The organism is Vibrio sp. A1-1, from assembly GCF_021728175.1.
Lineage (GTDB): Bacteria > Pseudomonadota > Gammaproteobacteria > Enterobacterales > Vibrionaceae > Vibrio > Vibrio diabolicus.
Genome location: NZ_JAKKCL010000006.1, coordinates 93,758 through 108,571, shown reverse-complemented (window position 1 = coordinate 108,571; position 14,814 = coordinate 93,758). Strand labels below are relative to the sequence as shown.

Below are 14,814 nucleotides of genomic sequence, written 5' to 3'. Positions count from 1 at the left end.
CGACTAAGGCTAAAACCTCAAGCCAAGTTGAGGTCAAGAAGAGATTTGAGATAGATAAAGTACGAATTGGTATCTAAAGAGCTTTCTTATAGGGTAAGTCGACGGCATAACTACAGTGAATGCAACGACGATGAATGTCGTGTATAAAAGCGTTAAAGGAAGATCTTAAAGATGTAGAAAACTCTCTTGGAAACAATGATAAAGGTACCGATGCTAGTGATGATTAATAGGCGGAAAAATAGATTAAAATATGTAAACTCAGACCTGATCCAAGGCGGGAAAAGTACATTTCATCGTTTCTTAAGGCGAGGGATTATTATCATTATGGTAGGAGGCCTTTCTACAGCCTTTTCCACGGCATTTGCACACTTTATAGGGGGGGTGTTTGATGTGGATATGAATGTTCATCCAGAGAGCTTAGAAGAAAAAGTGCATGCACTACTTATTGTTTCGGTCAGTCTTGTTTTTTACCTCTTTTCTGCCCTTATCTCGCTAAATATTAGTGGGTGGCTCATAATGAAGCTAAAAATATAAGCTTAACTAAAACCATGTCCTTGTATTTTAAGGAAGATGGAACTAGTGACGATTTTTTCTTTGCTTGCACCATCTCTATTTTTTGTATTTATTTAAGGTTCGTAAAGAAGAAGCTTATTTTGGTTAAAGTGGCGCTTTTGGTTTCGGCGATGTGTCATGTGTTTATCATGAAAGAATACAGCGGTGACCTTTCAGTTTATACGTTTTGTCTCTTCACTGTTGTTCTCCATTAACTTTGGGTTATTTGTAACTACCAAGTGATATTAAAAAGCCGATGTAGATACATCGGCTTTTTAGTGGGTTATTTCTTTCTGCGAGTATAAATCCGAGATTTTGCTTTACTTGGCTCTGGCTTGTTTTTTGCCAGCTTTAGCACTGCTTTTTGCAAAATCTGGTTGTTTGGGTAAGTGATCAAGTTACCGTTGTCGTGCTTAATTAACACGTGAAACATGCTGATTTCTTGAATCTCACCGCAGATGTCTTCATCTTTGTCTACGACTTTAATTCGGTCACCCACTCGGTATGGGAAGACAAAAAAGATCAAAAAGCTGGCAGTGATGTTGCTCAGAATTGACCACTGCGCAATAAACGCCACACCCAATACGGCAAAAATGGACGATAGGAACAATGACACATCGCCATAGCCAATCCCGGTGATAATGGCAAAAACAGACGCGGTTAAAAATAAAAGCACGACGTTAAAACAACGCTGAATAAAACTCAGGCGGGCCTTTTTTACACCTTTTGAGGTCGCTAAGTTTAAAATGGCTCGATTGACGATTCTCTTCAGAATGCGATAAGCAATCAGGACAATAATGCCCATTAAGACTTTGTACCCGAGAGAGCCTGCGGTGAAATACTGGCTCACTTGATCTAGATGGATCCAATCATTCATTTCTTCAACTCGACGATATTAAGAAAACCGCTGTTATAGCTGATTTTCTGATGTAAGTAATCACAAATTTTCTCTCTCCATTTTTCGTCTCTCTACCTAGGAACTTCGCCCTAGAGCCTACGGAGAGTTGTAGAGTTTTATCAATAGTGTGCAGAGCTTTGCTTCTGTTTGCGCTCACCGCATATATTCAACCAAAGTTGATGCGGTTTTAAAGTGTTTAATGTTTGAGCTGTATCTCATATCCGGTATTGTATGAGGCTAGGAGCGTATAAACGTGCTGAATATGATTTTTGTCCTGATAACCTAAGACGTGTTGAGTGAAATGGCTTGCTAGGATATCTATCAAATGGAAGAAGATGAAAAGGCGATTATGATGTTGGTCGTGATTGTGGGGCTAGTGTTCGTTTGGATAGCGCTTGAAGAGCTTAACTATCTTGGATTCTCAATAAAATAAGCCCCGTTAAACATGAGTCAAACGGGGCCTTTCTCTTTTGTAAATGCTAATTTCGGTTAGCTAACCGCACGTACTTTGCCTTGCTTCAGGTCATTCAGCACTTGCGCTTTAGGACCATCAGCAATGATGCTGCCTTTCTCCATCACAATTACTCGATCAACGATGTCGAGCATCGACGTTTTATGCGTAATCAGTATCAATGTTTCGCTCGGTTTGAGCTGAGATAGCTGGTGCTTAATATGCATTTCAGAGCGGTTATCCATCGCGCTGGTCGGTTCATCCATGAGTAGGACGGGAGGACGGCCCAAAAATGCACGAGCGATCGTGACTGATTGACGTTGACCACCAGAAAGCATCGCACCACCTTCACCTACTTGACGTTCTAAACCAGCTGGATCCGATTGTGTAAATGCGGTCACGCCTGCACGGTTTGCTGCATCAAGCACGTCTCGGTCATCGGTTAGTGGACGACCCAAGGTAATATTGTCGCGAATCGAACCGAAGAATAGATTCGAATCTTGAGGCACACAGCCGATGTTACGTCGAACATCAACGTGATGAAGCTGTGCAATATCAGTATCATCGATACGTACGTGCCCCTCTGTTGGCTTATACAAGCCCATGATCAAGCGCTCTAACGTTGTCTTACCCGAACCAATCCGACCGATTATCGCGACTTTTTCTCCAGGATTTATCGTGAGAGAAATGTTACGTATAGACGCGACAGGAGAGTCTGGGTAATGAAACGTTACGCGATCAATTTCAATCTTACCTTGGATGATTGGGCGATGGATGTAGCGTTTCCCTTCTTCTTGCTCGTCTGGCATTTCCATGACTTGATTGATAATCGTCATAGAAGACTTCGCTTGGTTGTAGCGCGTTGAGAGCAAAGACAGCTGAACCAAAGGCCCTATGGCGCGACCACTCAACATGGTTGCGGCGATTAAGCCACCCATAGTGAGCTCGCCCTCTGCAATCAGATAAACACCGAGAATGATCATCCCAACGTTACTACTTTGCTGCACGAAGCCTGCCGCATTCTGGATGCTGTCGGTAATGCGGCGGCTTTTGATGTTCCAGTTCGCCATGTGCGCCACCGCTTCTTCCCAACGGTATTGGAATTGGCTTTGCGCGCTGAGCATTTTTACGGTTTCTAGCCCCGCTAGACTCTCAATTAAGTTGGCGTATTTTTGCGATGCTAAGCGTGACCCTTCCTCTATAGAGCGACGCAGCGGTCCTTGTATCAGTAGCGAATGAACTATCAAAATGACCACGCCGACCATTGGAACATACACAAGATCGCCAGCCATTAGCCATATAATCACCAAGAACAGAATGGCAAAAGGCAGGTCAATTAGGGCACTGACGGTTGCAGACGTGAAGAATTCTCGAATAGATTCAAACTCTTGAAGATGGCGAGCGAATGCGCCGACTGAAGGCGGCTTGGACTCCATTCGGATGCCCATCACTTTGCTGAACAGCTTGGAGGAAATCAGAATGTCAGACTTCTTTCCTGCGACATCAATAAAGTAGTTTCTCAACGATTTGAGTATGAAATCGAATAGAAAGACAACAAAGATGCCGCTTGCCAATACCCATAAGGTTTCAAACGCGAGATTCGGTACCACTTTGTCGTACACCAAGCGAGTGAACAGCGGGGCGGCAACGGCAAAGAGGTTGATGAGAAGTGAGGCGATTAAAACATCGCGGTAGATACGTTTTGACTGCCACAAGGTTGACCAAAACCAGTGACCTTCGTTGGTTTTGAGCACCTCGGGAGAGCGCTCATCGAAACGGAATTGCTTTTTAACTAAAAAGTAGCGACCAGTGTACTGCTCAAGTAGGTCTTCTAATGGAATGGAGATTGGCACCATTCCACTTTCTAAGGTGGTGACTTCGGCTTCGCGTGTCTCCGCGTTAATGCTGTTGAGAACGCATGAGTCACCGCCTTTAAGAACTAAGATTGCCGGCAGAATCAGGCTGGAGATGTTCTCCAGCTCTGCACGGTTTTCCTTGGCAACCAATCCGGCCCTTTCCGCTGCTCTTGGTAGCAAAAATGGAGTTAGCTTGCCGTCTGAAAGCGGAAGGCCATTGACCAGCGCTTCTGGCGAGTTAGCTAACCCATAGTAACGGCTAACGTAGATGAGCGAATTCAGTAAAGGGTCTTTCATCTGTGGTAAACCTTTTTATTCCTTATCGACGATGAATCCTTGGAATACCTCAACAAAATGCTCGGTGAGGAAGTCCAACTGGATTTGAGTTTCAATACGCGACGCGATAGTCGTAATGCCTAGGTTATGGGCAGTACGAGAAATCGACGTTAGCGTGAATTTCTGTTTTTCGTCGTGTAAGTTGTGTGTGAATAGGTAATCGAGCTTCACATAGTTAGGGCGGAACTCTTGGATGTACTCCAATGACTGGAAGTTACGTCCATAGTTATCTACGCCAAACTCAGCTCCGGATTGGCGAATGGCATTACATAACAGCGCCGTGTGGTGAGGCTGATCAATAAAACACTCCTCTGGAATTTCAAAGTGTAGCTTAGAGGCCACTTTTGCGTGTTTTTCTAACATGCTGGTGGTCCAGCGAATGAACGATGGCTGAGACAAGCTGCTTTGCGCAATATTGATCGCGACAGGATCGGTTAGCTCGCCACTTTCTAGCATCTTAATCATCGACTCAATAACGTATTGGTCGAAAATATTGGTGGCGTCTAGCTGCTCTAGTGCGAATAAATATTGGTTGGCACGGAACGTTTCGCCCTCTTTTTCGATGCTTGAGAACACTTCGTTATGGAACACTTTACCCCAAGTGTTCTTCGCTGCTTGGAAGCGGAATTTAACCCAATCGCTATGAATCGCTTCTTCAACCAGCGCTTTCCACTGCTGTTTACCCATTAAGTTAGAAGGTGTGTCACTGCCGATAAAGCCGTAAGCTTTGTCTGGTTGAGCTTTGGCTTTCGAGAGCGCATTATCCACCATAGATAAGATTTCAGAGCGCGTTTTTTGGTCTTTACTATGCGCAACACCTAAGGCTGCTTTTGGTTTGGCTAGGCCGGTTGGATCAGTGTTCAACCCGTTAACGCAGTTCACGATGCTGTCCGCCAAAATGCGTAGTTCGCTTTCATCCATGTGTGGGAAAAGCAGGCCAAACTCATCACTAGACAGGCGTGCAATGGTAGCTCCCGGCACATCAATGGTATTTTTCAGACGTTGAGACAGTTCTTTTACGTGGGCATCGGCGCGTTGGTAGTCTTTTGTCTCGTAAATGTCGCCAATGTATTCTGCATGGAGTAGCGCGATACCTCCTTGCGTTTGCTCTGCCAACCATTGGTCTATTTGGTTGATGTAGAACGAGCGATTACCCAGTTTGGAGATAGGGTCGAGGTAAGCTTGAGCACGCAGTCGTTGTGCCTCTTTCGCTTGTTCTTTGAATGACAGCTCAATTTGAGCAGACATCATGTTAATGCCATCTACCACCGCGATCAGATCTTTGGTTCTTGGACGAGCAAGTGGTTCACCAAATTGGTTATTAGCGATTTCATGCATTTTTTTCACGATGGCCGCTAATGGTTTTAGTGAGCGACGGAGGATGTACGAAATCGCAATTAAACCAGCCAGGAAAATGATACTGAACGCAGATAACAAACCAATAAAGCCTTGCCAGAGCTGCTCGTAAGCTGCTCCTGGGTGGCTAATGATTTCCACTTCAGCAAGTTGCATCCAACCACTGGTCACTACGCGCTTATCGTGAATGGCTTTGAATAGATTCATGTCGATAAACCATTGTGGCACAGTACTTGGTTTAACCGGGTAAGTGCGCACGATTTGGTAGTCAGAATCTAAAGCGGTAAGGCGAACAACCGAATAGGTGCTGCCGTCAAACAGAGCATTAATAACGGATTCTACCGCGACTTTATCTTTGTCTTTAAGGTAAGGAGCCAATGCCAAACCTACGGTGTTAATGGTGTTGTTGACCTCTGAACGTTGCTGTTGTTCCAAGCTGTCTCGAGTCGTGTTGAATTGGATTACGAATACTGATGCCAACAAGAGTATAAAGACCGTAACCATTCCCACTACAAGCTTCTTATATAGGGTCATGTTTCTCACTCGTCATAGTTAATTTTAGGTTTATTTAACTGCAACTTACGTTCGCGCGAGCGTAAGTCATTCCAAAGGCTCAACCGTGATGCTTTTCCTGCCAGCTCTCCAGTGCTAGCAGAAGACTTCATCAACCACAGGTTTGTACCATTAAAACTGTATATCGGTAGCAAGTCGCTACGTTTAGAGGCTCGGACAATATCAGGGTTGATATTGTCGAGAATGAGCGGCTCAGAGCTTGGGGTTGGGTAGTAAGCTAATACCATGTGAAACTGATTCAGTTCGATGGCTTTTACGTAGATCAAACGCATCTTAGAATCTGGTATTCCTAGCTCGAGTAACGAGAAGTACTTGGCGATGGTGAAATCCTCACAATCCCCTGCATTACTCCCTAAAAATTCGAGTGGCGTAGCCCAATAATCTGTCTTTCCCCACAGTTTTATGTCGTCAACAAAATACAGCTGGTTAAAAAAGTCGTTGACGCCAGCGAGCTGTTCATGTGTCTCTAATTGTTTAAATAAGTCGAGGTTTTTTCGCCATGTATTTACGCGCAATCCCGCACGTTCGCCGTACACCGCTGTGACCGTATTGACCCATTGTTGTTCTTTACTGCTTAACGCACCAATTTGGAACGAAAAACAACTTAAACTGATTAATAATGTAACTTTACGCTTCAAATTGGATCGCATATTCGACTCATATCACAAGTATACTCTTCTAAAGGGTTCGTCAGTGAGAAACAAGTGCTTTTTATTTAATCACTTATCGCTCAATACTCGCCGTTGTGAGTACCTTGGTGTGATTTACTCCTTCAAGGCGTTCGTTTTGGCACTTAAAATCGGTTTAAGTAGATATTCCAAAACGGTTCGCTTCCCTGTGATGATATCGACCGATGCCGTCATTCCTGGAATGATTGGTAAATCTGCATCTTGACCAAAATTCGTTTTATCGGTGCGGACACGAACGATGTAAAAGCTATTTCCTTCTTCATCTTGGGTTGTATCTGCGCTGATGTGTTCCAATTCACCCTCTAAGCCGCCGTACTTAGTGAAGTCGTAAGCCGTAAACTTCACGATGGCGTGTAGGTCTGGGCGCAAAAATGCAATGTCTTTTGGCGCAATTTTCGCTTCTACTAATAACGTATCTTCAGTTGGTACAATTTCGACGATATCCATGCCTGGCTGGATAACACCCCCAACGGTGTTGATGTTCAGCGTTTTGATTTTGCCTGTGACTGGCGAGTTCACAACGGTTCGATTGACTCTATCTTCTAAACCCACTGCTGATTCAACCAAAGCAGATAACTGGTCTTGGGCGCTGTTGAGTTTCTCTTGCTGTTCTGAACGGAATTTGAGCGCAACATCAATGCGATTAAGCATGGATTCTCGAATCGCGGACTTTAATACCGGGATTTTGAGCTCACTGGAAGTCATTTCGCGGCGGGTGTCGTTGACTTGGCGTTGTAACTTGAGTAATTCAATACGAGGCACAACACCTTCATCAGCCAACGGTTTGGTGATGTCTAATTCTTTCTTCGCATATTGATAGCTTTGACGTAAGTTCCTTACTCGCGCTTCAATCTCTACTAAGTCCTGCTGCTTTTGCTGAACTTGTTGGTCAATCACCGAAAGTTGGTTGCGTAAATTGTCTAAATCTTCGCGGTATTCAGCTTTCTGGCGCTGAGTGAGTTTCGGTTGAGTTTCTTCTAAAGTTGGTGGAAAGGTCAGTTTGCCATAATCGAGTACTACGCTTTGGCGCCAGTTTTCCGTTTCAAAATCACGATTCACGGCAACACTGTTGATTGAAGCTGAGAGTTGCAGCACAGACGCAGTTAGGTTGGCAACTTGTTGTTCACGCTCACGAAAATCAGAGCGAAAGCGAGTGTCATCGATAAGAAGCAACTGCTGACCTTTTTCAACCAACTGACCTTCTTTGACTAAAATTTCTTTGACTAAGCCACCTTCTAAGTTTTGGACAACTTGAATCTGTGAAGAGGGAATGACTTTTCCCTGACCAACAGTGACTTGGTCGATTTCAGCCCAAGATGCCCAGCCTATTGCAGCAATAAAAAACAACACCATCACCCAGAGCATCAAACGTGCGCTGTTGGGGGTGTTGAGGAGCAATGCTGCAGTTTTGTCGTCAACAAAATCCAACTCTTCATTGTTGAGTTTGTTGTAGTTATCTCGGCTCATCACAGTCCCTGCTTATATAAATGCTGATTATCTTTTTGATCTTATTATTATTAACCGATCATGTCAGTATGCTCGGCGAATAAAAATATGAGACGAAGACCATTCTCTCTCCGAATGAGCGTTTTCAATGCTTCTCTAGCAAAAGAAAAGTGGAGATACCGTCAGAGTATGGCTATTGCGCCTTGAACTTGGTTTTATCCAACTGATGTTTTTTTAGTTTGTCGTACAAGGTTTTGCGTGATACCTGTAATTCTAGTTGAACCTCTTTGAGTCTGCCTCGGTGTCTTTGTAGTGCATCGAATAATAAGCAATATTCAAAGTATTCTGTGCGCTGAGTCATACTCTGAATTTCGATACTTTTTTCACTGTTCCAATCTTCCATTCGGAAGGTATCTGGCTTGAGTGCGCGAAGTTCTGCAAATTGGCGCAGCTGCTTAATATTCTCTGGCCATTCTAAATCGGTCAGATGTTTGACTTCTTCTAAGCTAATGTGTGGCGGTTGAAGCTGATAACGGCTCGCTGCGTGGCGTACAAAATGCTTGTATAAAGGTCCAATGTCTTCTTTTCTTTCATCGAGTGTCGGCAAGTGAATTAGAGTAGCCAGGGCTTTGATAGACGGATCGACTTGGGTTGTTGCACCAAAAACACGCTCAAGTTTCGGGTGCTTAAACAAGCATTGCCATTGTTCATGTGACACATGTTCAGCACTATGTAAGTACAAGCTGCAATGGCTTTTTCCTTCAATCAAGCGATGTATGGCTTTATCGAGGGCTTCTAATGAAAGCTCATAGAGATCCTCACCAGAAGCGGCGATTAACTCGCTGTCTGGCGTTGCATGTATGTCGTGGGCAAATTGTGCGGCGAGCCGGCGACCTGTGCCATCTTGACCAACAAAAATGATCGGCTGGTTCGTTGGTGCGCTGATCAAAGCGCGACGAATGCTCACCATGGCTTTACTGTGACCAATCATTTTCGGACCAACATGAGTTTGCATGTCGAGCTCTTTCTTAAGCCAGATGTTTTCCTGCAATAGATTCAACTTATCGCCAGCATTATTGAGCGACTTCATAAGTTGTTCCGTTGAAAAAGGCTTTTCGAGAAAGTCGTACGCGCCGCTTTTCATGGCATCTACCGCGGTTTTCACATCTCCATGTCCGGTAAGTACGATAAATTGAAAGTGATCGTTTTTGCTTCGCAACGTTCGCATGAACTCCAATCCATCCATCACAGGCATATGGATATCTGTGATGATGATCGCTGGCGTATTTGGGTCGATAACGCGCAAGGCTTCCACGGCGTTTGGTAAGCAGGTGACGTCTATCCCTTCAATAAGCAGTGCTTGAGCGACGGCATCACGAATATGTGGTTCATCATCAACAAAGAAAACGGGATTATTCATGGTTGTTTTCCACTTCTGGGTTGCGTTGGTTTTGGATAGCGATTGGCAGCGTCACGACAAAGGTCATGCCTCCTGCTTGTTGTTCCGTGTTCTGATGTTTATAAGCACTGAGTGAACCGTGATAGCTTTCTAAAATGCGTTTGGAGATGGTCAAACCTAATCCTAAGCCCTCTGGCTTAGTCGTAAAAAATGGGTCAAAGACTTTTGCTAGGGCTTCGTCCGACATGCCGGGCCCGTTGTCAGAAACAAGAATGTCACAGCTGTCATCATGACACTGAACGGCAATAGATATTTGCGGATCAATGCAGTAGTTTTCCATCGCTTGTGCAGCATTATGGAAGAGATTGATCAGAACTTGCTCTAACTCAACGCTGTGAATTGCTAGCTTCACATTATAATCGATGGCTGGGACTTTTAATGTCACCCCTTGTTTAATGAGTTTGTTGCTCAAAATGCTGGTGGCAGTATGCACTGCGTCGTGCAGTACCGCGATTTCATTGTGTGAATCGTGCGTGGCTTTCCGAGTAAAGACTTTTAAGCGAGCGATCACTTCCGAAATGGTGTCATTGAGTGTCAGCATTTTGCCCAAATTGTCGGCGACCATTGGGTATTTTTCCATTGCCAACAAACGCTGCGAGTTTTCGGTATAGGTTCTTAGTGCGGAAAGTGGCTGATTTATCTCATGATTAATACTGGCAGACAGCTCACCCAACAATGCCAATTTCGCGGCTTGGGTCAACTCTTGTTGCGTTTGTTTGAGCTCTTGCTGGCTTTGCTCATATTGATGAATGGTCTGTTGTAGTTTTTGGTTGGCCTTACTCAACACTAAGGTTCGTTGCACCACTTTTTCTTCTAGGCTCACATTAAGGTCGGCTAGGCGTGCCTTGTTCACTAGTGTTTGGAACCACGCTAACGCAATGAGCGCAATGAGCGCATATAGAATCAGGAAGACGATATCAGCCTGTAAAACGGCGGCAAGGACGCTGTTGTGGTTTATCAAGGCAACGACGCGAAATCCTTTATCCAATAAATGTGTCGCGTATGCGAGGTAATTAGGTGAGAGGAGCAATTGATTATCAGCAAACTCGGTGACGCCACTTTGCGCGGTAAGCTCACCAAAATACTCTGGTAAGGTATCGCCATACTGACGCGTTTCGGTAAGCTCGTTTATTGCACTCGGTGACAGCGGGAAGAGTGCACGATAGCGCCAGTTAGGCAAATTGCTCATAAACACGACATTGTGTTTATCCGTGATGAGTACGTCCGTCGTGGTTTGCGAAAGACGCTGTTCCAACTGCTCCAAATTCACTTTTACCGTGATCACGCCAACGACCTCATCATTTACCCAAAGCGGAGATGAGAAGAAGTACCCACGCTTATTTGAACGAACGCCTAACCCGACATATTGAGCAGGTTCACCGTGTCGCGCATTTTTAAAATAGGGACGATAGCTAAAGCTGGAACCAACAAACGTATCTTCTTGCTGAAAGTTACTTGAGGCAATGACCAACCCTGTGCGGTCATGAACGTAAATCGTATCGGCCAAACTTTGTTTCAACCAATCTGCTAACAATAGGTTGAGCTCGTGAGAGGGCGCTCCGCGTTCTACTGCTTTGAGTAATCTCGGATCGTGACTTAATAGGTTTGGTATCTGTTCAAACTTTGCCAGCTCGTAGTCGACTTCTTGCGACACTTGCGCTGCTTGTCTCTCTAGCTTTTGTTGCCACTGATCATGTTGGTATTGAGTTGCGTAATGATGAGTAAGCGCAAGCCCTGAAATGCCAACGGCACACAGTAGCAATAGAAAATGGCGTAGGGCTTTAGGGTTGAGTAAGTTCACGATCAGCTCACTGGTTTTTTGTGTCATGGTATCAAATGACACACTGTGATGCTGTGAGCGGCAACGATAACAAGCACAATGATGTCCTTGTATTTCCTCAGTATCGGGAGCACAATCGACAAAAACGAGTGAAGGAGTAAAGATGGAACTTGCTGATATTCGTCGTGAGTACACCAAAGGTGGGCTACGTCGTAAAGATTTGAAAGCTGATCCTATTGATCAATTTAATCTGTGGCTAGAGCAAGCAGTTGAAGCGGGCTTAACGGATCCGACTGCGATGACAGTTGCAACGGTTGATGAAAATGGCATGCCGTTTCAACGCATTGTTCTATTAAAAAACGTCGACAAAAATGGCTTTGTATTTTACACCAACCTAGGCAGTCGCAAGGCCCAGCAGCTTGAGCATAACAGCAATATTAGTTTGCACTTCCCTTGGCATCCGTTAGAGCGCCAGGTTCATATTACTGGTGTGGCGGAAAAGCTCACCGCCGTAGAAAATATGAAATACTTTACTTCTCGTCCAAAAGAGAGCCAATTAGCCGCAATCGCGAGCAAGCAAAGTAGCCGTATTTCTGCTCGAGGCGTATTAGAAGGTAAGTTTTTAGAGCTAAAACAGAAATTTGCTAAGGGTGAAATACCGGTTCCAACCTTCTGGGGTGGCTTTCGCGTAAAACCACAGAGCATCGAGTTTTGGCAGGGTGGTGAACACCGTCTTCATGACCGCTTTCTTTTCTCCCAACATGACGGAAGTTGGGACATTGACCGTCTAGCGCCATAAACTCTCGTGCCTCATGAATAAACAAACACCGCCCACTTGGGCGGTGTTTTTGTAGGTAGAAAGTGGCGCGAATTATCGCTCTCCATTCAACACTACCGATAATTGATGCTTAAGCAGCGTTTTGGGTACAACAGAGCCGTAGCCTGCTTCCATGGCTTTATCTATTAGTTCGTTCTTGCTGTTTGCTGCAAACTTATTACGTAAGCGTGCGACGTGACCTTCAACGGTTTTTGTTGATATACCCATGACCTGAGAGATGAATTGTGGCTTCTTGCCGTAGAGCAAGAGGAAAAGCGTTTCTTGCTCGCGACATGTGAGCTTCTCTGGTTTTGGCTGTAAGTCAGAGAAACGAAAGATGGATTGCTGATTAGGGTTGGTGCTGATTGCACGACAAACCCAATACCCGACTTCAATCACGGCGGTGTCGGTGAGTTCTCTTCCGTAGAAAATGGTCCCTACGATGTTACCATTGTCATCTCGCCACGGTGTTTTAGTAAAGATATGCGCTCGCCAGCGGCCATCTGGATAAGGATGGATATCAAGAATTTTGAGTGACTCACCAGTTTCGATGACGTGTTTATCTTGGCGTTGAAATTCTTGTGCACATTCAGTGGTTGGGCTTGCCATCTCAAAATCAGTTTTACCGACGCACTCCTCGGGCGACGTGTGTCCCAACAGTTCTGCGTATTCCTGATTTACGTAGCGGAATACCGAATCTTTATCTTTGCATCCCCAACAACCTGGAAGCTGTTTAAGGAGGGATTGTTCTATGGTATCGACTGAAATATTCACAAAAGGACTCACTACATACTGCTTTTACCAATACAGAGACGTCCGTGTTGCGTTGTTAATATTGACATTGCCAAGTAGGCAGTCACGTTGCTAGAACACGTTCGTTGATTGGCGCTCAATCCAATTAAGTTCATGGTGTTCGATATTTTCGTCACACAGCGACAAACAACAACGAAATTGAACGAAGAATTTAATTGGGAAAATGGTCTGTTTCATTACAGATATGTGCGCTCACGGATGTCCGCCTGATGTTCGGCTTACAACTCGTATCGTCCTTGATCATGCTTCCTACAACTCAGTTGTAATTTAGTTAGCGTTCATATCACTCATCGAGATGGAGAACGGTGCCTAAGTCATATGAGAGGGACAGTGAGACGAAAGCTATAATATCAGCTTATGCCATTGTTTTCATTGTTGAGAAGCGAAAAAAAGCCAGCCTGAAGACGGGCTGGCAACACAAGATATAATCTTGTCGACGTGTAGAAGAGGTTCTAAATTACCTAGCGAGGGTCTGCTAAGTAAGTTAGAGGTATCAATGAGATACCGAGAGCTTTAGATCGTATGCATCTTAAAGCTCGAGGACTAATGTATTGAATCAGAAGCATATTAGTAAGGGGGGAAATCCCTCTATGTTGATTTCAAGAGGTGGCTTTGATCTGTTTATGAGGCGATTTATCTATTTTGAACCGCAGTGTTCTACCAAATAACGGATTGTTCGGTAACAAGGATCTTTATATCTATTGGTTATGTATACGTAAGGTGCTTCTATCTATCCGTTTTTGTTAATAAAATTGGTTGCTCATTGACCGTAAGTTAACCTCGCATGATCATCGTTCCGGAACTATGATCATGTAAACCAACTTGATCATGCTGTTTTGATCTTGTGCGATTGAGTTGGGGAAAAGTTGCAACCCAACAAGGAAGGTATATGATGCCAAGACGTAAGCTGACCGTGTAAAGACGACTGTTTAAAATGAGTGATTCAGATAACCCCAAAGCCCCGCCATATCAAGAGATTATGCTGCCTAAGCCAGCAGAACTGATCACACTTCCGTCTTATATGGACTGCCATGATCATTCTTACACACAGATCGTGATTGGTTTAAAAGGACAAGCCGAATTTGAAGTGCGTGGACGAGGTAATCTTGTCGGTCCTGGCCAAGGTTGTGTGGTAACCGCATGCTCTGATCATGCTTTCGGTGGCGTCATTAATCAATCGGATATTTTGGTGCTGAATATGCCAAAACCGACAAATGATGATCCTGAAATGCTGCAGAAAATCAATAATCTAGAAAGAGACCATGTCTACTTTCAGTTAGACGGTCAAATTCAGAAGCTGATACAGATGTTGGTTCAGGAAATGCGAAACCATCCGGACGACCTGCTGTTAAGTCGCGCGTGCAACGACACCGTGATTGCATTAATGCAGCGCCATATCTCGGCATTTGAGACTAGCCGAAAAGAGTCACGCTTTGATTTGGAGGCGATTGATCGCTACATCGAGCAGCACCTTAGCCATAAAATCAGTGTGGCTCAGTTAGCGGGACGAGTGTTTCTTGGGGAAAGTCAGTTCCATTGCTTGTTTAAGGAGCAGATGGGGATTACACCTCATCAATATGTTCTCGGAAAGCGTATCGATATGGCTCGTGAATTAATCGAGCAAGGCCACCTTTCTTTAGGGCAAATTGCCGAATTCACTGGTTTCTCAAGCCAGAGTACGTTTACTCATACTTTTACTCGCTTACAGGGAATATCGCCATCCCGCTATAAAAAACAAGTTGGATAACAACGCGTATTTTTAGGTCAAATTATCAGCAATTAGAACAA

The 14,814-nt window shown here is 44.5% G+C and carries 11 protein-coding genes; 3 read left to right on the top strand and 8 right to left on the bottom strand.

Going from position 1 to position 14,814, the window contains the following annotated elements:
- Positions 1-195 precede the first annotated feature (195 nt).
- A complete protein-coding gene (locus tag L3V30_RS11070) occupies positions 196-534 on the top strand; it encodes a hypothetical protein (protein WP_237308977.1) in 339 nt (112 codons plus the stop codon).
- Between the two features lie 301 nt (positions 535-835).
- Here the strand turns inward: L3V30_RS11070 and L3V30_RS11065 are convergent, their stop codons facing one another.
- From L3V30_RS11065 to L3V30_RS11035, 7 genes are all read right to left on the bottom strand, one after another.
- Complete coding sequence (locus L3V30_RS11065) at positions 836-1,429, bottom strand: mechanosensitive ion channel family protein (RefSeq protein ID WP_054866762.1); 594 nt, start codon at positions 1,427-1,429, stop codon at positions 836-838.
- Between the two features lie 510 nt (positions 1,430-1,939).
- Positions 1,940-4,054 carry a type I secretion system permease/ATPase gene (locus L3V30_RS11060; protein ID WP_182033889.1) on the bottom strand — a complete coding sequence of 705 codons (2,115 nt, stop codon included), beginning with the start codon at positions 4,052-4,054 and terminating at the stop codon, positions 1,940-1,942.
- A gap of 15 nt (positions 4,055-4,069) precedes the next feature.
- The gene (locus L3V30_RS11055) at positions 4,070-5,983 is read right to left on the bottom strand and encodes an EAL domain-containing protein (RefSeq protein ID WP_109169309.1); all 1,914 of its coding nucleotides are present in this window, start codon (positions 5,981-5,983) and stop codon (positions 4,070-4,072) included.
- Positions 5,984-5,988: 5 nt separating this feature from the next.
- Positions 5,989-6,672: a transglutaminase-like cysteine peptidase gene (locus L3V30_RS11050; protein ID WP_005392134.1), complete on the bottom strand. Its 684-nt coding sequence runs from the start codon at positions 6,670-6,672 to the stop codon at positions 5,989-5,991.
- A gap of 114 nt (positions 6,673-6,786) precedes the next feature.
- Complete coding sequence (locus L3V30_RS11045; RefSeq protein WP_005392136.1) at positions 6,787-8,178, bottom strand: HlyD family type I secretion periplasmic adaptor subunit; 1,392 nt, start codon at positions 8,176-8,178, stop codon at positions 6,787-6,789.
- Positions 8,179-8,350: 172 nt separating this feature from the next.
- The gene (locus tag L3V30_RS11040; protein WP_124008169.1) at positions 8,351-9,577 is read right to left on the bottom strand and encodes a response regulator; all 1,227 of its coding nucleotides are present in this window, start codon (positions 9,575-9,577) and stop codon (positions 8,351-8,353) included.
- On the bottom strand, positions 9,570-11,444 hold the full coding sequence (locus L3V30_RS11035) for an ATP-binding protein (protein WP_237308976.1): 1,875 nt from the start codon (positions 11,442-11,444) through the stop codon (positions 9,570-9,572). The genes L3V30_RS11040 and L3V30_RS11035 overlap by 8 nt, the downstream gene beginning before the upstream one ends.
- A gap of 115 nt (positions 11,445-11,559) precedes the next feature.
- On the opposite strand from L3V30_RS11035, the gene pdxH reads away from it, so the two are divergent.
- On the top strand, positions 11,560-12,195 hold the full coding sequence (gene pdxH / locus L3V30_RS11030; protein WP_005392142.1) for a pyridoxamine 5'-phosphate oxidase: 636 nt from the start codon (positions 11,560-11,562) through the stop codon (positions 12,193-12,195).
- 72 nt (positions 12,196-12,267) lie between these two features.
- Here pdxH and L3V30_RS11025 read toward each other — a convergent pair whose 3' ends face one another.
- Positions 12,268-12,987, bottom strand: a complete 720-nt coding sequence (locus L3V30_RS11025; protein WP_005392144.1) for a helix-turn-helix transcriptional regulator — start codon at positions 12,985-12,987, stop codon at positions 12,268-12,270.
- Positions 12,988-13,960: 973 nt separating this feature from the next.
- Here L3V30_RS11025 and L3V30_RS11020 point away from each other — a divergent pair.
- Positions 13,961-14,773 (top strand): AraC family transcriptional regulator, encoded by an 813-nt coding sequence (locus tag L3V30_RS11020; protein ID WP_006740882.1) that lies wholly within the window; start codon positions 13,961-13,963, stop codon positions 14,771-14,773.
- The last annotated feature ends 41 nt before the right edge of the window (positions 14,774-14,814 follow it).